Source organism: Corynebacterium sp. 212_CJEI, from assembly GCF_001055915.1.
Lineage (GTDB): Bacteria > Actinomycetota > Actinomycetes > Mycobacteriales > Mycobacteriaceae > Corynebacterium > Corynebacterium jeikeium_D.
Genome location: NZ_JVPT01000007.1, coordinates 1 through 24,290, shown reverse-complemented (window position 1 = coordinate 24,290; position 24,290 = coordinate 1). Strand labels below are relative to the sequence as shown.

Sequence of the window (24,290 nt, the reverse complement as noted above, 5' to 3'; positions counted from 1 at the left end):
TCGACTAATTCCTGCAGTTCGCAAGCTCTTCGCTTCAATGTCAGTTCAGTGCGTGTTGAATAGTTCAGTAATTGCTGTATAGTTCAGTATATGCTGACTATTGCTTCACGCCTCGACGTCATGAACCGGCTCGGCCGGGCCATGGCGGATCCGACGCGCTCCAGAATCCTGATCACCCTACTCGACGGCCCGAGCTACCCGGCCGTGCTTTCGCGCGACCTGGACCTGACCCGCTCGAACGTCTCGAACCACCTGACCTGCTTGCGTGACTGCGGCATCGTCGTCGCCGAGCCGGAGGGCCGCAAGACACGCTACGAAATCGCCGATCCGCACCTCGCGACAGCGCTCAACGCACTAGTGAACGCGACGTTGGCTGTCGACGAAAACGCCCCGTGCATCGACCCTGAGTGCTCGGTGCCCGGCTGCGACGGAAAAGGAGCGGACGCATGAGTTCAGCATGTGGATGCGAACACGAACCAGCCACGGAGATCGAAGATCTCGATCGGCCATGGTGGAAGGACCCCGAGTTGCTACTGCCGATCTTCTCCGGCGTAGCCCTCTGCATAGGTCTGGCGCTGGACTGGTCCGGACTAGAGACACCCGCGACAGTTCTGTTCTGGATCGGCCTGCTGCTAGGGGCGTATACGTTCACGCCCGGCGCTATCCGGAACCTTGCCACGAAGCGCAAGCTCGGCATTGGTTTGCTGATGACGATCAGCGCGGTCGGCGCGGTAATCCTCGGTTACGTCGGAGAGGCGGCGGCGCTAGCGTTCCTGTACTCGATCGCCGAGGCACTGGAAGACAAGGCGATGGACCGGGCCCAGGGCGGACTGCGGGCACTGTTGAAATTGGTACCGCAGACCGCGACGGTGCTGCGCGACGGTACGACGGTCGAGGTCGCAGCGAAGGATCTCGTGGCTGGCGAGCTGATGCTCGTGCGCCCCGGAGAGCGGATCGCCACGGACGGCATCATTCGGTCTGGGCGCTCCAGCCTTGACACCTCAGCGATCACCGGAGAATCCATTCCGGAGGAGGTTGCGCCCGGCGACGAGGTGCCCGCGGGAGCAATCAACTCCGCCGGCGTGCTGGAGGTCGAGACGACCGCAGCTGGAACGGACAACTCGCTGACCACACTCGTGGACCTGGTCGAGCAGGCGCAGGCGGAAAAGGGCGACCGCGCCCGGATCGCCGACCGGATTGCCCAACCCCTAGTGCCCGGGGTGATGATCCTGGCGGTGCTGGTCGGCGTGATTGGCTCGCTGCTGGGCGACCCCGAGACGTGGATCACCCGCGCGTTGGTGGTCCTGGTCGCAGCATCGCCGTGTGCGCTGGCAATCTCGGTGCCGCTGACGGTCGTGGCCGCGATCGGCGCGGCCAGCCAGTTCGGCGTGGTCATCAAATCCGGCGCGGCGTTCGAGCGACTCGGCGGCATCCGCCACCTGGCGGTGGACAAGACCGGAACCCTTACCCGCAACCAGCCCGAGGTTACCGACGTGGTCCCGGCAGACGGATTCGATCGGGCTCAGGTGCTTGCTTTCGCGGCGGCAGTTGAGCAGCAATCGACGCACCCCCTCGCCGCTGCGATCGCGGCAGCGGGGCCCGAAGCGCCCGCTGCCTTGGACATCAGCGAGGAAGCCGGGCATGGCATCGGCGGCACCGTCGAAGGTCGACGGGTACTTGTGGGCAGTCCCCGGTGGATCGACGCCGGGCCACTGAAGGCAGACGTTGAGCGCATGGAGTCCGAGGGCCAGACCTGCGTCCTTGTCACCGTCGATGACGCTCTCGCCGGGGCGATCGGGGTCCGCGACGAGCTGCGGCCCGAGGTACCCGAAGCTGTGCAGACCCTGCACGCCAACGGCGTGGAAGTGAGCATGCTCACCGGCGATAACGCTCGCACCGCCCGGGCTCTGGCTGAAATCGCCCGAATCGACGATGTGCGCGCTGAGCTGCGCCCGGAGGACAAGGCAAGCATCGTCGCCGAGCTCTCCTCCAAGACGCCGACGGCGATGATTGGCGACGGCATCAACGACGCTCCTGCGCTGGCGGGCGCGACGGTGGGCATAGCAATGGGAGCGACCGGCTCTGATGCCGCAATCGAGTCCGCTGACGTCGCCTTCACCGGCCACGACCTCCGGTTGATCCCGCAGGCGCTGCAGCACGCCCGTCGAGGCAGCAGGATTATTAACCAGAACATCGTGCTGTCTCTGGCCATCATCATCGTGTTGATGCCGCTGGCGATCAGCGGCGTGCTGGGTCTGGCCGCCGTCGTATTGGTTCACGAGGTCGCTGAAGTTATCGTGATCTTGAACGGCCTGCGGGCTGCGCGAGCGAAGCGCTGAGGCGCACCTTCGCCCAGCGCGCTGGCTCTCCAGCGCGGATCTTTGAAGGATCGAGCTGCTCAGGGACCAAGCGTCGTCTCAAAACTTTTGATGCCGCGCTTCATCGACACGACCCGCGACTACCTAGGCAGCGTATTTAGCAAAAGGACCCGACACCTATCAGGGTTGCCGAACCGTCGCCGGTCCAGTTGCCGTAACCAACTAGATGGAGATTCTTCACCGCGGTTTCGCGGTCGCGCATGAGGTGGCGGAATGGGCCGAGGGCCGGACGGAAACCAGTGCACCAGATCAGATGGTCGTGGTCGAGCTCGCTCAAACTATCGAAGATGGGGGCAGCGGTGAGCTGGCCGGAATCGCGGAGCTCACGTAGATGAGGAAGCGCGAGAATGTCCCCGAGGTTCGGGCCGGAATCGCCACCGAGAATCCGGCGGCGGCTGCCCGCGTTAAACGTTGAATTTGAACTCGACCGAGTTTCAGTCGAAAGCTACCTGCCTTTTCGCACCATCAAGCGTGGTAAAATCCTCACCATGGAGCGCACGTATAAGTGGGAGCATGTCAAGACTCCCCTCATCCGGAACGAGGCCGCAGTTCATTTTTTAGGAGCCGGTTTGACCGCTTCCGGAGTGCAATACGGCGATGGATACAAGGCCACGTGGGAGCTGCGCGCCGCGGAGAACTGGGTGACCGAACGTGTGTCGGTGAACGTTGAAGGCGACGGATGGGGGCGAAGCCTCGAGCTGTTTAGGTCCGAGCAAGGCGTGTGGTCGGCGGAAACCAATGAAGAGGGCGCCCAGCCTGAAGATCTGCCCTCCCCCGGTATCGTCCAGTCAGCCGACCTGAAAGCCGCACTCGATTGCGATCTCGGTCTGTGCCCTCTCACCAACACAATGCCTATTCGTCGCTTGACGCTGCTTGAGACTCAGGTCCCGAAAACGCAGCTGATCATGGCTTGGATTGATATACCGTCCCTCCAGGTGATCGCATCAGACCAGTACTACAGCTCCGTCGATGCTGAAACTGTCCGATACAAAAGCGGAACACGGGGAGTCGACGTCGAGTTGGAGGTCGACGGTGACGGCGTGGTCGTACACTACCCTGATCTCGCACGGCGGGTCTGATCCGGAAACAACTCTAACTAAGCTGGGCGGTATGAACGACCTGACCATCGCGCCTGGCCCAGGGATCCCCGGGGGTCTGGTCATCGTCGCCGCCGACCTGACGGAGCGGTTCGCGAAGTCGTCGGGACCAGGCGGCCAAGGCGTCAATACTACGGACAGCAAAGTGCAGCTTTCCGTCGATATCGCTACGTGCTCATCGCTTTCCGACGCCCAGCGTCGCCGCGTCCTCCACAACCACGAGCACCGCCTAGACGGCACCGTCCTTACCGTTACCGCATCGACCCAGCGATTGCAGGTACGCAACCGCGCCGAGGCACGCGAACGCATGGCCGCCCTCTTGCGCGAGGCGCTCGCTCCGCCTCCTCCCCCGCGGCGCAGGACCAAGCCGACGCGGAGCTCGGTGCGACGCCGTCTCGAAGCGAAAAAGCGGCGCTCGGAACTCAAGTCCACGCGACGGCGGCCCCAAATTCCCTAGTTCGAACCATCCGCATGCATATCCTCACGCTGACGGACCTGGTTCGGGTAACCGCTACGCTGAGACAGCTTGGACCGGTTGAATCCGCTCGATTTCCGAGAGGATCTTGTCTTCCGCAACGTCCAAGTCATATTGAGTCTGTAACCCGAGCCAGAACTGGGGGCTCATTCCGAAGAACTTAGCCAAGCGAAGAGCAGTGTCCGCGGTTACAGCCCGCTTACCGTGAACAATTTCGTTGATCCGGCGGGGCGGAACGCCGATGGAGACTGCGAGCTTGTGCTGGGTGATCCCCATTTCCTTGAGAAAGTCCTCCATGAGGATCTCACCGGGGTGAACCGGAGGGAGCTTGTCAGTGGTAGTCAACGATCTCAACCTCCTCTGGCCCCGCGGCGGACCAACGAAAACAGATCCGCCACTGGTCGTTGATTCGAATGCTGAACTGACCCCGCCGATCACCTTTCAACGCCTCGAGCCGGTTTCCCGGGGGAATCCGTAACTCATCAAGAGTCTGCGTGTACCCAAGCTGGCGAAGCTTGCGCAGCGCTACTGAGTGAATGCGGGAATCGATCGAGCGAACTCGCTCTCGATTCCACAAACGCTCAGTGTCCTTGTCAGCGAACGACTGGATCATGCTTCACCCTATCCCCCATAACGCGAAGCGTCAATAACGCTACACGTTAAATTTGAACTCCACGGAGTGTCGGCGATAAATAACCATTTTATTCGCAAGTGCGGAAGTAGCAACGAAATACCGCTAAAACGGACAACATGGGGGTGCACAGAAATACATATAGGTTCTGCGGAAAACCTATAGGGATCGTCGCTATAAACCGCTGTGCGTGGAAAACATAAAGGGTTTACGGACCCGGTCCCAGCCCCCTCAATACTCTGAGCCGGGAGAATGGAAAATGGAAGTCGATGTATCCCCACTATTCATTTTTCCGTTCTTCGGAGTACACCGGGAGCTACTCCTTCGGACCAGCTCCGTGTGAACTAGATGAGAAAGCGCAGCAGCGAATCATCGACGCTGGACAGTTGGTACTGCGGGCCCGCGAGCGGCACCCCGAGGGGTCACTCGCGGAGCACTACAACCCGTTAGCGATGGACCAAACTCTGCTCAAGGCTCACGACGAAATGGACCGAGAAGTAAATAAAGCTTTCGGTGTGGCACGCAAACTCACCAACGAGCGCCAGCGCCAGGAGCTACTGTTCGCCAGCTACGGGGAGTTGTCGAGGGGCTAATCTCCTCGCTTCCATCAAAATCGAAACCACCAGCAGGGTCGTTCCCCGTGCGGGTAATTTTGATCGGCCCCGCTGCTGGGTATAGAACCCTGTCGCCGGCAACGCCGGGAACTATGACTGTGCCCGACGAGAACACGTCACTGTCATAACCCGGCTCACGGTAGACCAGCACTGGTCGTCCACTACTACTGGTGGATTTCGGTTTGGGTGGCGGGGAGATTAACGCCGCCGGCCTCGTTTTTTGCGTTGAGGAGGGCGTTGACTACTTCCCGATTGTGAAATTGGCCGATGGTGCGATGGAGAGGAACCAGTCACCTGAAAGAGATCGATCCAGTCGCTGGTGCGCAATCTGGGGGGTAGGGTTGCGGGGTCGATTCCTCGCGAGCGCAACCATGATTGTGTATCTGAACGTGATGAAAACAACCCTGCCCTTCGGAGAATTTCCCCTATCCCGCGTCCCCGGGCGGTGAAAACGGTGTGCACCATAGCCTGAAAGGCTTTGCGTTGCTCTATCGGGATCTTCGGGTCACCCACCCGGCGGATCACTAAGATCCCCCCGTCAACGTTAGGCTGTGGACGGAAAGCAGACCTTGGTACTCGGGAACCAAGGTGAAACGTGAACCATGGGGACCACTGAGCCGTCATCATCGTGCTTGCGCCTACCCCGGCCCGGCGGCGAGCGACTTCCCACTGCATGAGGAGTACAGCGTCAGTCCATGCCGGCGCATGCAACAACTTTCGAAGAATGGCAGTGGTGAGGTGAAAGGGAATGTTTCCCACAATGACGCAGGGAGTGGCGTGTAACGGGAAGTTAAGGAAATCATCATGGACCACTTCGACCGACGCCGAGGCGGTCTTTTTTGTGAGTTTGGCAGCTAGTTTTGCGTCTACCTCAACTGCCGTTATTGCCCTCCCCAAGCGGGATATCGGGTGAGTGAGGGCACCGCTTCCCGGCCCGATCTCGATGATGGGGCCGGTGGTTTGTTTTACAAGATCGACGATGGTGTTGATGATCTTTTGGTCTGTGAGAAAATTTTGGCCATGTTCGTGACGGCCGTATCCGTATGTAGACATCAGGTGTGCTCCGTGGAGTTGAAACGGAGCCGGGCATGGCAAATGGCCGCCCGGCTAAAGGACCGGAGCGGTTTTTGACCCGCGGGAGGGAGAAAACCGCCTTAGCGGTTGGTGAGCGGCCGCATGAAAACGGAACCTGAAATCAACATGGTTCTATCGTATCCAATTAATTTCGCAGGGTGCAATACGGTGAGAAAGAAGACAACCGCACCGCAACAGTGCAAGACCTCTCTGGATTGGAATTTGTCCTACCTTCGGGGCGTCATACAGACGCCACTGGCGTATTTTGTCTCTGGGCAACGAGGGGGAGTTACCCCCACCTCCGAATGTTTTTAAGGTGCACCCCTGATTACGCTGGGGTGCGGGAGTAATTCTGTCCGACCGATCGGACTGTCCAGCGAGGTCCCAGCAGATGATCGCGTCGATTTCGCCGCGTTCGAGGGATGCCACCATGGCGTCGTAGTTGGGGCGAGCCACATTCTTCTTTGACGCGGAAATGGACTGATCGACGTCGTTATGTCCTATGTCCAACGTGCAAGCCACGCTGCTTTGCAATGACTTCACAGTCCTGAGGCTGCAGGTCGATGGTGCGGCCATCCACGTCAGCGTCTCGTGAGATACGACGGCAAATAGGAGCGCGTGTTGTCAAACGCTATTAATAAGGCCTAGCTACACATTGAACTTAAATTCAACCACGTCGCCGTCGTGCATGATGTAGTCCTTGCCCTCCTGGCGGACCTTCCCCTTAGCCTTTGCCTCGGCAATCGAACCGGCCTCGACCAGATCACTGAAGGACACAATTTCAGCCTTAATGAAGCCACGCTCAAAGTCAGTGTGAATCACGCCGGCAGCCTGCGGGGCCGTAGCACCCTTCGGAATGGTCCAGGCGCGAGACTCCTTCGGGCCAGCGGTCAGGTAAGTCTGCAGCCCCAGAGTGCGGAAACCAGCGCGAGCAAGCGAATGCAGACCCGGCTCGGTCTGGCCAATTTCAGCCAGGAGCTCATTGCGGGATTCCTCATCCAGCTCCAGAAGGTCCGACTCAGCCTTGGCGTCGAGGAACACACAGTCTGCCGGTTCCACAGCAGCGGCTAGATCCGCGCGGCGGTCCTCGTCGGCAAGCACTTCCTCGTCAGCATTGAAGACGTAGAGGAACGGCTTTGCGGTGAGCAAGTGCAGCTCGCGCAGAGCGGAGAGCTTCACATCATCGGAAGCAGCGAAGAGAGTGCGCCCCTCTTCCAGCACGGCCAGAGCCTGCTTGACGGCTTCAACCTCGCCGACCTTTTCCTTATCCTTCTTGGCTTCCTTTTCCAGACGCGGCAGCGCCTTCTCAATAGTCTGGATATCAGCCAGGATAAGCTCGGTTTCAATCACACCGATGTCAGAGGCCGGGTCAACCTTGCCGTCGACATGCACAACGTCATCATCATTGAAGACACGGACGACCTGACAGATAGCGTCAGCCTCGCGGATGTTGGCGAGGAACTTGTTACCAAGACCTTCGCCCTCCGATGCACCCTTGACGATGCCGGCGATGTCCACAAACGACACCGTAGCCGGAAGAATACGCTCGGAGCCGTAAATTTCGGCGAGCTTATTCAAACGGGGATCGGGAAGCTCCACAACGCCGACGTTCGGCTCGATGGTGGCGAACGGATAATTCGCAGCCAGCACATCGTTGCGCGTCAAGGCGTTAAACAGGGTTGACTTTCCGACATTGGGCAGACCGACGATTCCAAGTGTAAGACTCACATTGCCCATCTTACGGGCTTGGGGAGACAGATTTGAACTCGCCCTAACTTCGTGAAGTTGCCCCCTATCCCCTGCGAACCCCCATAATGAATATGTGAGCAATAAACCCAATGAAGGCGAAGAGTGGACTGCGCAGTCCGAAAAAGACGCTATCGATCACGTAATGGGATCAGAGCCTCTGCGTGTAGAACAGTCTCTGTCTATCCCCTCCGACGCCCATAAGTCAGCGGTAACGCAACCGGATTTGCCGGAAGATGCTGAAAACCTCGATGAGCTTATGAGCGAAAACGACGCCGAATCCATCGACCGCGCCGACGTCATTGGCGAGGGTGCCCGGTGGTTCGCAGGTTGGTGCCTGCGTTTCCTCATCACCGCAGCGGCGCTGTACGTCAGCGCTATGATTCTGGGAAAGATTTGGGCTGGCGTTCTGCCGATTCTGTTGGCCCTGATTGTCTCCACGGTGCTGGCTCCGCCCGCCGTGTTCCTGATGAAACACCGCTGGCCCCGCGCACTCTCCGCACTGACGGTCATCCTAGGCGCGCTGGCGCTGCTTGGCGGCGTCGTCGCGTTCCTCGCACCGACTGTGCAGTCGCAGTTCCCCGAATTGCGTCGCCAGTTCACAGATGGCATTCAAGAAGTCCAGAACATCATTCAGGCCCCGCCATTTAACGTCAAGGATGAACAAATCCTCGACGCTCTGGACCAGGGTTCCCAATGGCTCCAGGAGCGCTCCGGCGATATCGCCAACACAGTCTTCCAAGGCATCTCGGTGGTCTCTTCGGTCGCCGTAACCTTGATGGCAATGCTGGTGCTGACGTTCTTCTTCATCAAGGACGGCCAGGACTTCCTGCCATGGCTCCGCCGCCTGACCGGACGTCGCCTCGGCTGGCATCTCACGGAGGTACTCACCCGCTCCTGGAACACGCTGTCGGGCTACATCCGCACGCAGGCTATCGTTTCGCTTATCGACGCGGTCTTCATCGGTGCCGGTCTTGCGATTTTGAATGTGCCGCTGGCAATGGTTCTGGCCGTGTTGACTTTCTTCGCTGGCTTCATTCCTATTGTCGGTGCTTTCACCGCTGGCTTCATTGCAGTGGTAGTCGCACTTGTTGCCAACGGCCTGACCACAGCAATCTTTGTCTTGCTCATCATCATTGCCGTCCAGCAGATTGAGGGCAATATCCTCTCCCCGATTCTGCAGTCCAAGGCTATGGACCTGCACGCCGCAATCGTCCTGCTGGTGGTTCTGCTCGGTGGCGGTATCTTCGGCATCATCGGCGCCTTCCTGGCGGTGCCAGTCACTGCAGTCGTCGCGGTCTGGTTCCGCTACCTCGGCGACCTCACAGATTTGCGTACGGGTGACAAGACCGCAAAGGATATCGAGTTCGCCACGGATGCCGGATCGATCTCCGGCATTCAGATTGAAGCTGCCGGCCGTGCGATGCGCGACCGACTGGCTTCGTTCCGCCTGGGCAGTGACGACTCCGACAGCTCTGCAGAGAGCGCCGTGAAGGCAGATGCTCGCACCGCCGGTAAGGTTTCCCCCGATGCTGGTCCGACCAAGCAGGAAGAGGGAACGATGACCAAGGCCTTCCATAAAGTCTCTGAAGTGGTCTCCGGGTCTTTCTCTAAGAAAAAGAAGTAAGGCGAAATTTTAAGACACGGGCGAGCCCACATACCGGGCTTGCCCGTATTATCACTAATAACCGGTAGGATACGCATTCGTGTCGAACAGATCAGCAATAACCCGTAAAGGCAGTGGAAACAAACCCCTGCTTCCACGCGTGCCAATGTTTGTGCCGCCGTTGCTGATGCTTCTAGCTGGCGTTATTGGTTTGCTCTTTTCTGTTCCCAACGGTTCGATTGGCAAGCCCTACTTCATTGCTTTTGCCGTGGCTGCTGTGGCCGGAACACTGTTGGTGGTTCCTCGCGGTCTGGTAGTTACCGTCGCTCAAATCCCCATTTTGTTCGCGCTTGTCACCTTTTTCACAGCGTGGTTTACCGGTTCTCTCGCCGATCCTGAAAATGGTGGCGCGACCGCGACAACCTCTAAACGCGCTCGCCTGGTGACCTCGGCATATCCCATCATCCAGCAGTTCCCGTGGCTGCTGGTCTTGATGATTATCTGTGTCATCATCGCAGTGTGGCGTTACCTCGAAATCACCCGCACCCAGGAGAAATCCCTCAACACCCAGCGCAAGGTCGCTAAACAACGCCAGCACCGTGACGAAGCCGCTGTCGAATCCAGCTCTCAGGTTCGCCGTCGTCTCGCCGAATCTGATCGCCGGGTCGCCTCTCGCACCCAGGAACGTCCTGCTTCACGACGTCCCGCTGCGGACATTATCCGAGATGCCGAAGCTCGCCGCCAGGCGCGCCAGCAAGCTGCACGCTCTCGGCAGGAGACTTCTCGTTCTGGTGCCCGACCTGCAGCGAACGCCAACTCGGCATCGCGCAACGCCGAGCAACTGCGTAAGCGACCAGTTGACCGTTCTGGGGAGCGTGCCCAGCAGCGCTCGAATTTCGCACAGCGGGTCCAGCAGCCAACATCCCGTTGGCAGTCTCGCCCGCATCCGGGCCAGGCGCAGTTCACTCAGGATTCCACTTCGCCAAACTCGACCAGACAGCAGCCTCATCGTCCGATTGAACGGCCAAACGCACCGCAGCGGCCGAAGCAGGAGTTTCCCCGTCGTCAAGCGGCAGGAACGGCACGGATGTGGGGAGAACAGTCTTCGCCGGAGTCCCGGTCCGAAAAGCCTCGACAGAGCCCCGCACGCCAAGTAGGCAACCACCGCCGCACCGAGGAGTGGCCACCGCGACAGCAGCGCCCTCGCCAGGAGCGCATAACCGGGCGCGATAGCAGGTCTCGTTACCGCAAGTAGCTCGGGCTTGCACCTTACCGTCACAGTTGCCCACAGGCAGATTTAGCCTGTGGGCAACGTGCGTTTATAAGCAGGACGATCCGCCCCATCGTGTAAGTGTTGATGTATGTCGAAATTGGAAACGTCGGCCGAGAAACCGGTTCAGGTTCGGCGCCTGAACCAGTTAGTCAAGGACTATATTGAGCGCCTTGGACAGATTTGGGTCGAGGGGGAAATCGCCCAGGTCAACTCCAAGCCGAGCTGGAAGCTCTCCTACATCACTCTGCGTGACACCTCCGCGGAGTTTTCGGTATCGGTGACTTGTTCTACGGCGGCTCTCCGCAATAATCCACTGCGCAACGGCGACCGCGTAGTGGTTTTGGGCAAGCCTGCGTTTTATGCCGGGCGGGGGCAGTTTTCCCTGTGGGCTACGGAGTGGAGGCCCGTAGGTTTGGGGCAACTGTTGGCACGGTTGGAGCAGCTGCGCCAGGCACTAGCGGCGGAAGGCCTCTTTGATCCACGGCTGAAACGCCCTCTGCCCTACCTCCCCAACAAGATCGGGTTGATTACCGGTCGCGGTTCGGCAGCTGAACGCGATGTGCTTTCGGTCGCGGGTGCCCGCTGGCCCGAAGTGGATTTCCGGGTAATCAACACAATTGTGCAGGGCGCCAAGGCTGTTCCGGAGATTATTGAAGCGCTGACACAGCTCGACGCCGACCCGGAGGTCGATGTCATCATCGTCGCCCGTGGCGGTGGCAGTGTCGAAGATTTGCTGCCTTTTTCAGATGAGGCGCTGATTCGTGCGGTGAGTAAGGCGACAACACCGGTGGTTTCTGCAATCGGGCACGAGCCGGATACTCCGCTGTTGGATTACGTCGCTGATTTACGTGCTGCCACACCGACGGATGCAGCCAAGAGAACAGTGCCCGATGCTGCTGAGGAACGCCGCCTCATTGCACAGCTGCGTGAGCGCTCCTCGGCATCTCTGCGGCGATGGGTTGACCGTGAAGTAGCGACTCTGCGGGATTTGACGTCGCGGCCGGTACTGCGCGATCCGCTCACTCCCATCCGCGTGCGTGAAGAGTTTGTCACGGCGCAGGTCGATCGGCTACGTTTTCTCATCCACCGCAGTCTGGAACGTGAGGAAGCCGTGGTATCGGGATTGCGCGGCAAGGTTTCAGCACTTGGCCCCTCTGCCACGCTCGCTCGCGGCTATGCCATCGTGCAGGCACAATCGGCTACTCAGCCGGAACCACAGATTGTGACCTCTATTGCAGATGCTCCGATGGGTTCCCAACTGCGAATTCGCGTCAGTGACGGCTCCATCTCTGCAGCGACGCTAGCTACGAAGCCGGCGAATTAGTAAGCAATGACTTTTCCAACCTTAGAGCTTTAACTACTAGATGTGAAGGACGTATTCGCTAATGAATGACAATGTTTTCGGCGCGGGTCAGGCTCCCTCTTCGGAGGAACAGGTACCGGTAGAGAACCTGAGCTACGAGCAGGCTCGAGATGCGCTGGTCGAGACCGTCAAGCTCCTAGAACTCGGACAGATGAGCCTGGATGAATCCCTGGCGCTGTGGGAGCGAGGCGAGGCGCTGGCCCGCCGCTGCGAGGAGCATTTGGCTGGCGCACGGGCAAAGGTTGAAGCCGCCTTGGCCAGCAAGAATCAGGATGTCTCGGCTTCTGCCGAGAATGTGGGCGATGAGGACTAAAAAGAGACGAGAAACGATCGTCAGTTCATATCGTTTCTCGTCTCTTCGCTGATAGCTGAGTTCAGCTATTTTATGGCCCTAGTTGGGATTACCCATCCAGGTGAGTGCTCGACTCGGCCTACTTTGCTGGTGCCGACGGCGTCTCGGACGCAGTCTGCTGCGGCTGTGACGAATCCGGCATTGTCGTGTCCGGATCAATTGGCTCGGCCTTCTGCAATGCCGCCGCCAATTGTGTGAACTCCTCGTCGTTGGCAGTGCCCTCGATAATTGCGCGGGAGTCACCGAGGTCCCCAACCCATACGCGACGCACGTTGTCCTCAGCCGGCTCATACTTAGTCCAGGTTGTACCTTCCACGTCAGTAGTACCGTCCCGGAGACGGTTCTTACCATCATCCGGCAGCTGACCTGCTTCCGCATCTGTTTGCGTGACCTGAATGAATGCTCCGCTAGCGGTGACATAGCCAATAATGGTTGTCTGCTTCCCCGCCGCCATACCCGCGCGGGTCGAGTTTGAAGTCCAGCCCTCAGGCACCTTCGGCAGGCGAACTGGATAGTCCACGCGCCGAGCCTCCACGTTCACGAATGGGGCGGCATCGACCTCGCGCACCGGACCGTTTTCCGGCTTCCCGGGGTTAAAACTGCACAGGCCGGTAAAGCCAATGGTGACAGCCACCGCAAGAAACATCACCACGAGGGTGAGAATCATGTCTCGACTGTCCTGCAAAATCCTAGGTTTCTCATTCGCCACGCGCTCAAGTATGCCAAAGGCCCCGCAACGAACCTAGTCATCAGTCGCACCCGCACAGCTGCAGCTAGCAATACTTGATGACGGACGCTGTCGACGTCGTCAAGCGAACTGACGCCGGAACAAACTTTTGATAACCGCGTGATGTGGGGGTTTAGCCCTGAAACTCCCCCCACTTTGGCGCTGCGTCCACCCCCGAACACCAAAAAGGTGGAACACTAGTAACAGATGCAAAGGCGCTAAAACTGATGCGCCAAACATCAATCAATAGAAATTGTTGCAACGCTAAACCCCAGTTTCCTGGCGTGGCGTCTCCCAGCACATTCTCAAACCTCAAAAGAGTTCTCAAAAACCACGGAAGGGCCAGAAGTCAATGAACGCCTCGAATCCTGAAGCACCAGATCGCAACCTTGCGATGGAGCTCGTCCGAGTTACTGAGTCCGCTGCACTGGCAGCTGGTCAGTGGGTCGGTCGTGGTCAGAAGGAAAAGGGCGACGGCGCTGCCGTCGATGCCATGCGTCAGCTCATCAACACCGTGGCTATGAACGGTGTCGTTGTTATTGGCGAGGGCGAAAAGGACGAAGCCCCGATGCTGTTCAACGGCGAAAAGGTCGGCAACGGCCAAGGCCCGGCCGTTGACATCGCGGTTGACCCGATTGACGGCACGACTCTGATGGCAGAGGGCCGCCCGAACTCTATCGCTGTTCTTGCTGCTGCAGACCGCGGCTCCATGTACGACCCGTCGGCTGTGTTCTACATGGATAAGATTGCTGTTGGCCCGGAGGCTGCCGGCAAGATTGACATCGAGGCTCCAGTTGAGCACAACATCAAGGTCGTTGCTAAGGCCAAGGGGCTGCGTCCGGAAGATGTCACTGTTGTCGTGCTGGATCGCCCGCGCCACGCTGACATGATTCGTGACATCCGCGAAGCTGGCGCCAAGGTTCGACTGATTGGCGATGGTGACGTTGCTGGCGCTGTTGCCGCAGCTCAGAACACGAACTCGGTCGATATCATGATGGGCGTCGGCGGCACCCCAGAAGGTGTCATCACCGCATGCGCCATGAAGTGTATGGGCGGCGAAATCCAGGGCAAACTGCACCCGCGCGATGAGGCCGAAATTAAGAAGGCTCTCGACGCTGGGCACGATCTTTCTCGTGTTCTGACCACCGATGACCTGGTCGCATCCGACAACTGCTACTTCGTTGCCACTGGTGTCACCAACGGTGACATGCTGCGCGGTGTCGCTTACCGCGGTAACGGCGCGTGGACCCGCTCGCTGGTTATGCGCTCCAAGTCCGGCACCATTCGTCGCATCGAGGCTTTCCACTCCCTGGAGAAGCTGCGCAAGTACGCCAGCATCGACTACGGCAAGGGCGAGATGCCTGACATCGATCTGTAAGTAACTACCCCTTTAGTGGTGCCCTCAGGGCACCACTTTTTTAACAAACTGATTCATACTTGAAGACGAATGCGCTAACGGTTCTGCATCGCATGAAAATTGCATGCGCAATGAGGGGTCGTTCTGCGCGCACTCAAGTTCCCCTAACTGAAAGAGGCAACGAATGACAGAGCAGCAGTTCCGCATCGAGCACGACACCATGGGCGAGGTTAAGGTTCCGGTTAACGCCCTGTGGCGCGCACAGACTCAGCGTGCAGTTGAGAACTTCCCGATTTCCGGCCGTCCGCTGGAGTCTGCACAGATTCGCGCTATGGGTCTGCTGAAGGCAGCTTGCGCCATCGTCAACAAGGAGCGCGGCCTGCTGTCTGCTGAGCAGGCAGATGCCATCGTCGCCGCTGCCAAGGAAATTGCCGAAGGCAAGCACGATGCTGAGTTCCCGATTGACGTCTTCCAGACCGGTTCGGGCACTTCTTCCAACATGAACACCAACGAAGTCATTGCGTCCATCGCAAAGGCCAACGGCGTTGAGGTTCACCCGAATGACCACGTCAACATGGGTCAGTCTTCCAACGACACCTTCCCGACTGCCACTCACGTCGCAGCAACCGAGGCAGCTGTCAAGGACCTCGTCCCGGGACTGAAGGTTCTGCAGGAGTCCCTGGCTAAGAAGGCCAAGGAATGGGAGACCGTTGTTAAGTCCGGCCGCACTCACCTGATGGACGCTGTCCCGGTGACCCTGGGTCAGGAGTTCTCGGGTTACGCTCGCCAGATTGAGGCTGGCATTGAGCGCATCGAGGCCACCCTGCCGCGTCTGGGCGAGCTGCCAATCGGTGGTACCGCTGTTGGCACCGGCCTGAACACCCCGGCGGACTTCGGTGCCAAGGTCACCGCTGAGCTCGTCGAACTGACCGGCATCAAGGAGCTGCGCGAGGCTCAGAACCACTTCGAGGCTCAGGCTAACCGCGATGCCCTGGTCGAATTCTCCGGCGCTATGCGCACCGTCGCAGTCTCCCTGAACAAGATCGCTAACGACATTCGCTGGATGGGCTCCGGCCCGCTGACCGGCCTTGCTGAGATTCACCTGCCGGATCTGCAGCCGGGTTCCTCCATCATGCCGGGTAAGGTCAACCCGGTTCTGTGTGAGACTGCCACCCAGGTCGCAGCGCAGGTTCTGGGCAACGACACCGCTGTTGAGTTTGCTGGCGCTAACGGCGCATTCGAGCTGAACGTCTTCATCCCGGTCATGGCACGTAACGTGCTGGAGTCCGCTAAGCTGCTGGCGAACACCGCACGCGTCTTCGCCGAGAAGCTGGTGGACGGCATCGAGCCGAACGTTGAGCGTATGAAGACTCTGGCTGAGTCCTCCCCGTCGATTGTGACCCCGCTGAACTCCGCCATCGGCTACGAGAACGCAGCTAAGGTCGCTAAGACTGCTCTGAAGGAAGGTAAGACCATCCGTCAGACTGTTATCGACATGGGCTTCGTCGACGGCGAGAAGCTGACCGAGGAAGAGCTGGACAAGCGCCTCGACGTGCTGGCAATGGCCAACACTGATCGTGACTAGTTCTTTCTGAACTCGAAGGTGTGAGAGCACCTTACGCATAAGACCCCGTAGTCTCACTTCGCTGAAAGACTTCGGGGTCTACTATTTTTCCTTAACGTCGGACAAGTTTCAGAGAGTGACTAACTATTCCCACCTATCGCCACACCATCGCATTTTCTCGCCGTTGCGTCGCCGAGTGGTTCTCCCGCCCAGGCGCTGTCACCCGCCTAACACCGGGGCTTCTCCCGATGTCACCGAAATCCGAATCCGCCAACCTCGCCGACGGCACGACCGTATTCTCCATGCCGGCTGGCCTCAAATGGATTGCACGTCACGACCCGGCCGGTTTCCTCCCCGGCCAGAGATTCATTGACGAAGTCACCAGCGAGCCCTTTCGCCGCATCACGGGGTGGAAGCACACCCACGTTCTCTCCGATACTCCGCTTGACGACGGCAGCGCTGGCACGGTTTTAGAGGACACCGTTGACACCAAGGTTCCGGTACCCGGGTTGGATTCGATGTTCGCCTACCGTGCTACGAAGGTTGCTGGCGACCTTGCGGCCGTCGATAGGCTTTCGGAGTATTTGGGGCATGTGCCGGAGCCGCTGACAGTGGCGATCAGTGGAGCTACGGGGACCGTCGGAACGCAGCTGCGCGCGCTACTGACCACGGCCGGACATGAGGTGATTTTGCTGGTGCGCTCACGTGAACAGACGGGTGTGGACAAGCGATATTGGGATACTGCGGCACCCGCAGCTGACTTGCTGGAGGGAGTCGACGCGGTCATCCATCTGGCCGGCGCACCGATTGCGGGGCGCTTCACGGAGGCGCATCTTCGAAAGGTTCGCCATTCCCGTGTCGAACCAACGCGAGCTCTGGCAAAGCTCGTTGCATCTACTGACAGCGTGAAGGTCGCGGTTGGAGCGTCGGCGGTGGGGTTCTACGGTGCGGATCGTGGCCCAGAGGTGCTCACCGAGGACGCTGGCCCTGGCGCGGAAGCGCAGCGTTACGACGGCAGCGCCGCCGCGGACAGTCTCTCGGCTATTGTGCGCGATTGGGAAAATGCATGGGATCCCGCTCGCGATGCAGGCAAGCGGGTCGTAAACGTCCGCACTGGTCTCGTGCTTGCTGGTGGCGGCGGTCTCTTGCCGCTACTAGCGGGCGTGGTGTTCACCGGGCTTGGAGGCAGATTGGGGTCGGGCGAGCAGTGGTTCCCGTGGATTGCTTTGGACGACCTGTTGGACATCTATCACCGGTCGTTGGCAGATTCCGGCCTTGCCGGACCTGTCAATGCGGTGGTGCCACTGGCTTTCGGAGTGAATAATGCGGAGTTCACGAGGGTATTGGGAGAGGTCTTGCACCGCCCGACGGCGGTTCCGATTCCTTCACTGGGGCCTGCAGTACTGCTGGGCAAACGCGGTGCTGCGGAGTTGGCTCTCGCGAATCAGAAAGTAGAGGCAGCAGCGCTGCAAAAGGCGGGGCACAGGTTCCGCTTCACTTCGCTTAACGACGCCCTGCGCCACGAGCTATTGAAGGAGAGGTAGCCTTCCACCGTGCCTACACAAAACACGAAGGTTGTGTAATTGAATGGCGCGTTGCGACTATCAACAACCCGACCCCTGCGCCTGAGTCCACGGCATCCTGAACAACCCAAAGATGCTCTCTGCATAGGTACTTAAACACCTGTTGACTCATCAACTTGCCATCACATTGCACTCGGTGTAACTTTGCACCTCGTGCAAATTGATGAGAATACCTATCACAGATTGGATCCGGGCCAACACCCCGAGTGCGGTCTCCGGGAGCTCAAAAGGTTTCAAACACACTGCGCTTTGGCCGATGCCGCGACCGCCCTTGTGTTGGATCGCGGATACGACCAAGTCAACATCGAAGACATCTGTCAGCGGGTCAATATCAGTCGACGCACATTCTTCAATTACTTCGACTCCAAGGATCAAGCCATCTTCGGCAACGGCATCATGTCATTCGATGCTGACGATGAAGAGGTATTCCTCGCCCAAATTCACCAAGACCCCATCGCGGACATGCTCGATTTCATCGAGAAAAAGCAGCAATCCCAGCTACTCCGATATAAAGAGCTGGGGGCAACCGAAGAGTTTCACCGTCTGCTCAAGGAGCGTATCCGCGAGATTTTGCGCAATGAGCCAAAGCTATCGACGGTTGTCATTTCGAATTTTGGCAACTCAATGCGCCGCGTCCGTTCTGCCTTTGAGCGCTATTTCGAGATGAATCCACAGTCGCGCACGCACCCCGAGCTGCCCGTCGGGCACGAGGTAGCACTGTCGGTCGGTTTCGTCCGCGAATGCGTGCTGTACTCATCGGCTCATCGGGACGAATTCACAACAGATACACCGCTTCACGACGCCGCCGACGTCGTTAAAAATTTCTGGAGGAGGAATAGTGACAGCTAGCAACACCACTGCTCAAGATCAAACCGACACCACGGTTTCTGACAACAAGTCCCACTTGGGAATCATTTTCTTCGCGCTCATTCTCACTATGCTGATGAGCTCGCTGGGGCAGATGATTTTCGCCACCGCCCTGCCGACCATCGTCGGCGAGCTCGGCGGAGTTGACCACATGTCGTGGGTTATTTCTGCATTCCTGTTGGCACAGACTGTGGCAATGCCGATTGTCGGCAAGCTCGGTGACATGATTGGGCGCAAGGGCCTGTTCATGATGGGCATCGCGCTGTTCATGGTCGGTTCCGTCATGGGTGCAATCACCAACTCCATGAGCCTGCTCATCGCCGCCCGCGCTTTTCAGGGATTTGCTGGCGGTACATTGATGGTTTCCTCACAGGCCATCCTGGCCGAGGTTATTCCCGCACGCCAGCGCGGTAAGTACATGGGCATCATGGGTGCTGTGTTCGGCCTGAGTTCCGTGCTGGGACCAGTGCTGGGAGGCTGGTTCACCGACGGCCCGGGCTGGCGCTGGGGCCTGTGGATCAACGTCCCGATGGGCGTGGTTGCACTATCGGCAGCTGCAGCCTTCCTGAAGCTGCCCCGACGCCAGAGTGAAGGAAACTTCGACTACATCGGCACGATGTTCTTGACTGCCGCTGCCTCGACGCTAATTCTCACCACCACGTGGGGCGGTACACAGTACGACTGGAACTCCGGGGTCATCATCTCGCTTATCGTTGCCTCTGTCGTTTCCTGGGTGCTGTTCTTCCTCACCGAGACTCGCGTTTCCAACCCACTGATTCCGACGCACTTGTTTAATAACCGGAACTTCGTGCTCACGACTGTGTCGGGTCTCATTCTGGGTATCGCGATGTTCGGCACTATGGCCTATATTCCGACCTACCTGCAGATGGTGCACTCAATGTCACCGACCGCTGCAGGTTTGATGATGACGCCGATGATGGTCGGCATGCTGCTCACCTCAATTGGCGTTGGCCAGATTATTTCGCGGACTGGTAAGTATCGCTTCTACCCCTTCGTCGGCCTGATGATTATGGCTGTCTCCCTCTACTTGCTGTCCACGCTGGAGACCACCACCCCGCTGTGGCAGGTTGGTGTGTACCTGTTCATCATGGGCTTCGGCCTGGGCACCGGCATGCAGGTTCTGGTTCTCATCGTGCAGAACTCCTTCCCGGTCGCGATGGTCGGTACCGCTACCGCTGCGAATAACTTCTTCCGCCAGATTGGTGGTGCGGTCGGTTCCTCCATTGTGGGTTCGATTTTCATCCACAGCATGAAGGACCTGGCAGGCGAACGCGTTCCGGCGGCTATCGAACAGATCAAGGCCGCATCACCGGAGGCTGCAGCAGAGTTCGCAAAGCAGATGGGCCCGGAGGGCTTTTCCTCTAAGTCGATTGGTTCACTGACGCCGCACGTCCTAGATAGCATGCCGGCGCCAATCCACGAAGCGCTGATCTCCAGCTACAACGATGGTTTGACGCCGATTTTCTTGGTACTAACGCCAGTGATTATTCTGGCAGCAATCATTGTGTTCTTCGTTCGCGAGGATCCTTTGAAGGAAACCGTCGAGTAATTAATTCGCGGGAGCCACAGCTCCCGGCAGCTATGCCCCCACCTGGCCGTCGGCACGGTCGAGCTTGTCCAGAATCGGACGGTTCGGCTCACCGGCGGCTTCTGCTTCTTCCTGGACGCGCTTCAACGCACGCTCCTCTGGCTTTTCCAGGAGCTTTTCCAAAATAATGACATCGCGCCACTGCCCCGCCATTGGGCCGTAGGTCATCTTTGCCATGTGGTGGTAAATCCCCACTTCTCGGAAGCCAAGCTTTCGATGCAGCTTTAGCGATCCCACATTCTCCGGGAAGACCCACGAGTGAATCGACCAGCAGCCGCGCTCCGTGGCATCGTCGATAAGCTTCTGCAGCAGCGTCGCCGCCAGCCCCATGCCCTGCCCGTCAGGGTGGACGTAGATGGAGTCTTCAATGACGCCATTGAAAATCGGGCGCTTGGATACCGGCGCTGCCGATGCCCAAGCCAGAATCTTGTCCGGGTTTTCTGCGTCGACGGCGACGTAACACAAATCCACTCGTTTGAGTGCGATGAATTCGTCCCACTCGGGAGCGGAGTGCTCCCAGGACGCGTGCCCCGTATCCAGGCCAATCTCGTAGATCTCTTGGATCTGTGGATAGTCCTCTTCACGCATCATTCGAATCGTGAAATCGCGCTTCTTTTCAGCCATAACTACAAGTGTGGCTAATTTTTCCGCGCACGTCGAACGAAACGGCAAAAATATTGTAAAAAGATTACTTTCGCCTGCGCGGTCGACCGCTTCCACCGCTGCTTCGACGCCCGCTACGGCTACTACGCGCATGCTTTACGACGGCCCCAGCGCGCTGCCGGCGGGCTTGCTTAGCAAGCGTCTTTTCTCGGGCCGACAACTTCTTTGGAGCTTCATCAGCCTTCTTGCGCCCCAACTGCGTGCGCGTCGAGCCCTCCCTGCGCCCCTGGACAATGCCGACGAACTCCTGCCGGAGCTCGTCGTCCTCTACTTTCGGCCACACCAACCAAATAGCTGTCCGAGACAGCGGTTCCGTGGCGCCTTCCTCGGCCACCAAGTTCGATGAGGCCACCGCCTTCTTCGACAGCGCCTTCAAAATCGTGCGAGGTCCCACCACGACACCTGCACCAGTGGCCGCAACGGGCAGCATCTGTCGCAGCTCATCCGGATCCACGGAGGTCAACAGCACAGTTTCGTCCGCCAACAGCTCCTCCGGCACGGACTCTGTGAGGGAGAACACGTGCTCTTTCTCGAAGGCCACGCCCCAGGCTTCGTCGTAAAGCCGGATGCGATGGAGCGACTCGGGCAGCGAGCTTTCGGACTCTAACCGAACCAGCGCCATGTCAGCGGCGCCGCCGACCAGGTCGGACATCGGATCGTCGGCGGCGTGGGTGTGCAGTGTTGCCGGAATTCGATCCCTAAAGCGGCGAAACCACTTCTCGGGACTGGTGCCGGTGGCGAACACGATGCGCAGGACGGCGGGTTCAGGAGTCGACATACTCCGCAAGGTTACTCGAATGGGTGCTAGCGTTGAACCCATGAAACCCCTAACCGCAGCCAAAAAACTTGGCATTTTCCTCCCGGCCACACCCGAGGAATTTCGCACTGGTGAGATTTCGCACGCGCAGTTTGCCGAACTGCAATCCAATCCGCCGGAATGGCTCGCTGAGCTACGCCGCAACGGACCGCACCCGCGTCCAGAAGTTGCCCGCAAGCTGGGCATCACTATCACGGCGTTGAAGAAGAACGACATGGACAAGCCGCTGACAACGGCAGAGATTAAGGATTTGCTCGAGCAGATGCCGGAGTGGCTGGAGGCCGCTCGTGAGTCCATGGCGAAGCAGCGCGTGGAAGCCGCTGAGGCAGAGTCCAAGAAGGACGACGGCCCTGGTCGGGCTGCCGCCGAAGCTGCTCGCAACGCCGAGAAATAGCAGACACAGCAGACACAGCCGACGTCTTCAAGGAGGATCCTCGTGGCCATCGACTACACCGCACATGCAATCAACCACAAGGGCAACGGTACGGTTGTCCTGATTGGCTCGCTGGGCACCACACAGGGGATGTGGGAGCCACAGGTAGCCGCTTTGAGCGAAAAGTACCAGGTCATCACGCCAGATGTCCGTGGCCATGGCGAATCCCCTATCCCCGAGGGTGAGTGGGACATGAGCCACTTGGCCGCCGACATCATCGAGGTCCTCGACGAGGAGGATGTTGACCGCGCACATTTTGTGGGACTATCCCTCGGCGGCGCTATCGCCCAGACCATCGCACTAGAACACGCCGATCGTGTGGTCAGCCTGACACTGTCGTCGACGGCGCCGAAATTCGGTACACCCGAGGCCTGGCAGGAAAAGGCCGAGCTCGTGCGCGACAAGGGCACGGTCGAGCTCGCAGACGCTGTCGTCCGCAACTGGTTTACCGACGAGTGCTTCGACACCACCCCTGAGCTCCCCGCCCGCTTCCGCGACATGATCGCAGATTGCCCCGATGACGGCTACATCGGCGCCTGCGGAGCACTGTCCCGCTTCGACACCCGCGAGCGCCTCGCCGAGATCACCGCTCCGACGCTGGTCATCGCCGGCAAGCAAGACACCTCTACGTCACTCGACGTCGTCACTTCGCTTCACGACGGCATCGCGGGCTCGACCATGGTCGTCATTTCGCCGGCCAAGCACCTGCTTAACCAGGAGACCCCGGAGTACTACAACTCTGCTCTGCTGGCGCACATTGATGGGATTGCCGACTAGGGGTTAAGTAAAGAAAAGACACACTTTTCTTTACTTAACCCAAGTTTCCGGCCTGCTAGGCGCGCAGGTCACAGAAAGCAGAAGACCCCGCCGGTGCGTGATGCACCATGCGGGGTCTTGCTGCGACGCTACCGGGAGGGGAAAGCCCCTCGCCGGGTGGCGTTGATCAGGCTTAAGCCTCCGTGACGGAGCCGCCTGCCTTCTCGATCTTCTCCTTAGCGGAGCCCGAGAACTTCTGTGCGGTGACGTTCAGCTTGACGCTGATCTCGCCGTTGCCCAGAACCTTGACCGGCTGCTTAGCGCGGACCAGGCCAGCTGCGACGAGGTCGGCAACTGCGACGTCGCCGCCGTTCGGGAAGGCCTTCTCGAGGTCGGAGACGTTCACGACCTGGAAGATGACCTTGTTGTTGTTCTTGAATCCCTTGAGCTTCGGCAGACGCATCTGCAGTGGCATCTGGCCACCCTCAAAGTATGCAGGAACCTTGTTGCGGGCCTTGGTGCCCTTCGTACCACGACCAGCGGTCTTACCCTTGGATGCTTCACCACGACCCACGCGGGTCTTGGCCTTGTTTGCACCCTTGGCCGGACGGAGGTCGTGGAGCTTGATTGGATCGCTCATTTTTACTCCCCTGCCACTTCTTCAACCTCGACCAGGTGGCGAACGGTGTGGACCATGCCGCGGGTGACAGCGTTGTCTTCGCGGATGATCTCCTGACCGATGCGCTTCAGGCCGAGGGAACGCAGCGTGTCACGCTGGTTCTGCTTCCTACCAACAGTGCCCTTGATCTGACGGATCTTCAGTGCCATGGGTTATGCCCCCTGTCCTGCAGCACGAGCGCGCAGCATGGCTGCCGGAGCAACCTCTTCGAGGCTCTTGCCACGACGTGCGGCGACCTCTTCTGGGCGCACGAGCTCCTTGAGGCCGGCCACCGTTGCGTGAACAACGTTGATGGCGTTCGGCGAGCCGAGCGACTTGCAGAGAATGTCCTGGACGCCAGCGCACTCCAGCACCGGGCGGGCTGCGCCACCGGCGATAACACCGGTACCTGGTGCAGCCGGACGCAGCATGACGACGCCTGCTGCGGCCTCGCCCTGCACCGGGTGGGTGATGGTGCCGTTGATCATCGGGACACGGAAGAAGTTCTTGCGAGCTTCCTCGGCACCCTTCTGGATAGCAGCCGGGACTTCCTTGGCCTTGCCGTAGCCGACACCGACCATGCCCTGGCCGTCACCCACGATCACCAGAGCGGTGAAGCTGAAGCGACGACCACCCTTGACGACCTT

At 59.1% G+C, this 24,290-nt stretch carries 28 protein-coding genes; 17 read left to right on the top strand and 11 right to left on the bottom strand.

Going from position 1 to position 24,290, the window contains the following annotated elements; all coding sequences use genetic code 11:
- Positions 1-90 precede the first annotated feature (90 nt).
- The 5 genes from cmtR (at position 91) to arfB (ending at position 3,932) form a co-directional block, all read left to right on the top strand.
- A complete protein-coding gene (gene cmtR / locus ADB02_RS00740) occupies positions 91-450 on the top strand; it encodes a Cd(II)/Pb(II)-sensing metalloregulatory transcriptional regulator CmtR (RefSeq protein WP_012359887.1) in 360 nt (119 codons plus the stop codon).
- Entirely contained in the window at positions 447-2,339 is a 1,893-nt protein-coding gene (locus tag ADB02_RS00735) for a heavy metal translocating P-type ATPase (RefSeq protein WP_049189368.1), read from the top strand. The genes cmtR and ADB02_RS00735 overlap by 4 nt, the downstream gene beginning before the upstream one ends.
- 205 nt (positions 2,340-2,544) lie before the next feature.
- Positions 2,545-2,709 (top strand): hypothetical protein, encoded by a 165-nt coding sequence (locus ADB02_RS11525; RefSeq protein WP_160310014.1) that lies wholly within the window; start codon positions 2,545-2,547, stop codon positions 2,707-2,709.
- 157 nt (positions 2,710-2,866) lie between these two features.
- Positions 2,867-3,457, top strand: a complete 591-nt coding sequence (locus ADB02_RS00730; protein ID WP_180950653.1) for a putative glycolipid-binding domain-containing protein — start codon at positions 2,867-2,869, stop codon at positions 3,455-3,457.
- A 31-nt stretch (positions 3,458-3,488) separates the two neighbouring features.
- Positions 3,489-3,932 carry an alternative ribosome rescue aminoacyl-tRNA hydrolase ArfB gene (arfB, locus tag ADB02_RS00725; protein WP_010187974.1) on the top strand — a complete coding sequence of 148 codons (444 nt, stop codon included), beginning with the start codon at positions 3,489-3,491 and terminating at the stop codon, positions 3,930-3,932.
- A 54-nt stretch (positions 3,933-3,986) separates the two neighbouring features.
- Here the strand turns inward: arfB and ADB02_RS00720 are convergent, their stop codons facing one another.
- Positions 3,987-4,247 carry a HigA family addiction module antitoxin gene (locus ADB02_RS00720; RefSeq protein ID WP_049189394.1) on the bottom strand — a complete coding sequence of 87 codons (261 nt, stop codon included), beginning with the start codon at positions 4,245-4,247 and terminating at the stop codon, positions 3,987-3,989.
- A gap of 34 nt (positions 4,248-4,281) precedes the next feature.
- Positions 4,282-4,563 (bottom strand): type II toxin-antitoxin system RelE/ParE family toxin, encoded by a 282-nt coding sequence (locus tag ADB02_RS00715; RefSeq protein ID WP_049189367.1) that lies wholly within the window; start codon positions 4,561-4,563, stop codon positions 4,282-4,284.
- Positions 4,564-4,850: 287 nt separating this feature from the next.
- On the opposite strand from ADB02_RS00715, the gene ADB02_RS11645 reads away from it, so the two are divergent.
- Positions 4,851-5,174, top strand: coding sequence for a type IIL restriction-modification enzyme MmeI (locus ADB02_RS11645; RefSeq protein ID WP_049189366.1), 324 nt, complete (start codon positions 4,851-4,853; stop codon positions 5,172-5,174).
- Between the two features lie 219 nt (positions 5,175-5,393).
- On the opposite strand, the gene erm is transcribed toward ADB02_RS11645, so the two are convergent.
- From erm to ychF, 3 genes are all read right to left on the bottom strand, one after another.
- Positions 5,394-6,248 (bottom strand): 23S ribosomal RNA methyltransferase Erm, encoded by an 855-nt coding sequence (gene erm, locus ADB02_RS11125; protein WP_065421699.1) that lies wholly within the window; start codon positions 6,246-6,248, stop codon positions 5,394-5,396.
- A gap of 153 nt (positions 6,249-6,401) precedes the next feature.
- Positions 6,402-6,845, bottom strand: coding sequence for a recombinase family protein (locus tag ADB02_RS11690; RefSeq protein ID WP_223845690.1), 444 nt, complete (start codon positions 6,843-6,845; stop codon positions 6,402-6,404).
- Positions 6,846-6,917: 72 nt separating this feature from the next.
- Positions 6,918-7,997, bottom strand: coding sequence for a redox-regulated ATPase YchF (gene ychF, locus ADB02_RS00700; RefSeq protein WP_049189393.1), 1,080 nt, complete (start codon positions 7,995-7,997; stop codon positions 6,918-6,920).
- A gap of 94 nt (positions 7,998-8,091) precedes the next feature.
- Here ychF and ADB02_RS00695 point away from each other — a divergent pair, with 94 nt between their 5' ends.
- From ADB02_RS00695 to ADB02_RS00680, 4 genes are all read left to right on the top strand, one after another.
- Positions 8,092-9,642: an AI-2E family transporter gene (locus ADB02_RS00695; protein ID WP_049189365.1), complete on the top strand. Its 1,551-nt coding sequence runs from the start codon at positions 8,092-8,094 to the stop codon at positions 9,640-9,642.
- Between the two features lie 79 nt (positions 9,643-9,721).
- Complete coding sequence (locus tag ADB02_RS00690) at positions 9,722-10,876, top strand: DUF6542 domain-containing protein (RefSeq protein ID WP_241482357.1); 1,155 nt, start codon at positions 9,722-9,724, stop codon at positions 10,874-10,876.
- A gap of 106 nt (positions 10,877-10,982) precedes the next feature.
- Positions 10,983-12,218, top strand: coding sequence for an exodeoxyribonuclease VII large subunit (gene xseA / locus ADB02_RS00685; RefSeq protein WP_048733842.1), 1,236 nt, complete (start codon positions 10,983-10,985; stop codon positions 12,216-12,218).
- A 61-nt stretch (positions 12,219-12,279) separates the two neighbouring features.
- The gene (locus ADB02_RS00680) at positions 12,280-12,570 is read left to right on the top strand and encodes an exodeoxyribonuclease VII small subunit (RefSeq protein ID WP_005510689.1); all 291 of its coding nucleotides are present in this window, start codon (positions 12,280-12,282) and stop codon (positions 12,568-12,570) included.
- A 118-nt stretch (positions 12,571-12,688) separates the two neighbouring features.
- Here ADB02_RS00680 and ADB02_RS00675 read toward each other — a convergent pair whose 3' ends face one another.
- Positions 12,689-13,318 carry a DUF4245 domain-containing protein gene (locus tag ADB02_RS00675; RefSeq protein ID WP_080969536.1) on the bottom strand — a complete coding sequence of 210 codons (630 nt, stop codon included), beginning with the start codon at positions 13,316-13,318 and terminating at the stop codon, positions 12,689-12,691.
- Positions 13,319-13,688: 370 nt separating this feature from the next.
- Here ADB02_RS00675 and glpX point away from each other — a divergent pair, with 370 nt between their 5' ends.
- The 5 genes from glpX (at position 13,689) to ADB02_RS00650 (ending at position 20,277) form a co-directional block, all read left to right on the top strand.
- A complete protein-coding gene (glpX, locus tag ADB02_RS00670) occupies positions 13,689-14,714 on the top strand; it encodes a class II fructose-bisphosphatase (protein ID WP_005510610.1) in 1,026 nt (341 codons plus the stop codon).
- A 163-nt stretch (positions 14,715-14,877) separates the two neighbouring features.
- On the top strand, positions 14,878-16,278 hold the full coding sequence (locus ADB02_RS00665) for a class II fumarate hydratase (RefSeq protein ID WP_016423173.1): 1,401 nt from the start codon (positions 14,878-14,880) through the stop codon (positions 16,276-16,278).
- Positions 16,279-16,505: 227 nt separating this feature from the next.
- Entirely contained in the window at positions 16,506-17,801 is a 1,296-nt protein-coding gene (locus ADB02_RS00660; protein ID WP_241482356.1) for a TIGR01777 family oxidoreductase, read from the top strand.
- 192 nt (positions 17,802-17,993) lie between these two features.
- On the top strand, positions 17,994-18,689 hold the full coding sequence (locus ADB02_RS00655) for a TetR/AcrR family transcriptional regulator (protein WP_049172273.1): 696 nt from the start codon (positions 17,994-17,996) through the stop codon (positions 18,687-18,689).
- Positions 18,679-20,277, top strand: a complete 1,599-nt coding sequence (locus ADB02_RS00650) for an MDR family MFS transporter (protein ID WP_049189361.1) — start codon at positions 18,679-18,681, stop codon at positions 20,275-20,277. The genes ADB02_RS00655 and ADB02_RS00650 overlap by 11 nt, the downstream gene beginning before the upstream one ends.
- A gap of 30 nt (positions 20,278-20,307) precedes the next feature.
- Here ADB02_RS00650 and ADB02_RS00645 read toward each other — a convergent pair whose 3' ends face one another.
- On the bottom strand, positions 20,308-20,940 hold the full coding sequence (locus ADB02_RS00645) for a GNAT family N-acetyltransferase (protein ID WP_038626150.1): 633 nt from the start codon (positions 20,938-20,940) through the stop codon (positions 20,308-20,310).
- Between the two features lie 64 nt (positions 20,941-21,004).
- Positions 21,005-21,757: a LysR family transcriptional regulator gene (locus ADB02_RS00640; protein ID WP_049172269.1), complete on the bottom strand. Its 753-nt coding sequence runs from the start codon at positions 21,755-21,757 to the stop codon at positions 21,005-21,007.
- A 40-nt stretch (positions 21,758-21,797) separates the two neighbouring features.
- Here ADB02_RS00640 and ADB02_RS00635 point away from each other — a divergent pair, with 40 nt between their 5' ends.
- Both ADB02_RS00635 and ADB02_RS00630 read left to right on the top strand, forming a co-directional pair.
- Entirely contained in the window at positions 21,798-22,190 is a 393-nt protein-coding gene (locus ADB02_RS00635) for a DUF5997 family protein (RefSeq protein WP_049189392.1), read from the top strand.
- Between the two features lie 42 nt (positions 22,191-22,232).
- On the top strand, positions 22,233-23,006 hold the full coding sequence (locus ADB02_RS00630; protein WP_049181651.1) for an alpha/beta fold hydrolase: 774 nt from the start codon (positions 22,233-22,235) through the stop codon (positions 23,004-23,006).
- 172 nt (positions 23,007-23,178) lie between these two features.
- Here ADB02_RS00630 and rplO read toward each other — a convergent pair whose 3' ends face one another.
- The 3 genes from rplO to rpsE form a co-directional block, all read right to left on the bottom strand.
- Positions 23,179-23,625 (bottom strand): 50S ribosomal protein L15, encoded by a 447-nt coding sequence (rplO, locus tag ADB02_RS00625; protein WP_012359606.1) that lies wholly within the window; start codon positions 23,623-23,625, stop codon positions 23,179-23,181.
- A 2-nt stretch (positions 23,626-23,627) separates the two neighbouring features.
- The gene (rpmD, locus tag ADB02_RS00620) at positions 23,628-23,813 is read right to left on the bottom strand and encodes a 50S ribosomal protein L30 (RefSeq protein WP_048733820.1); all 186 of its coding nucleotides are present in this window, start codon (positions 23,811-23,813) and stop codon (positions 23,628-23,630) included.
- A gap of 3 nt (positions 23,814-23,816) precedes the next feature.
- On the bottom strand, positions 23,817-24,290 hold a 474-nt coding region (rpsE, locus tag ADB02_RS00615), incomplete at its 5' end, for a 30S ribosomal protein S5 (protein ID WP_049189360.1).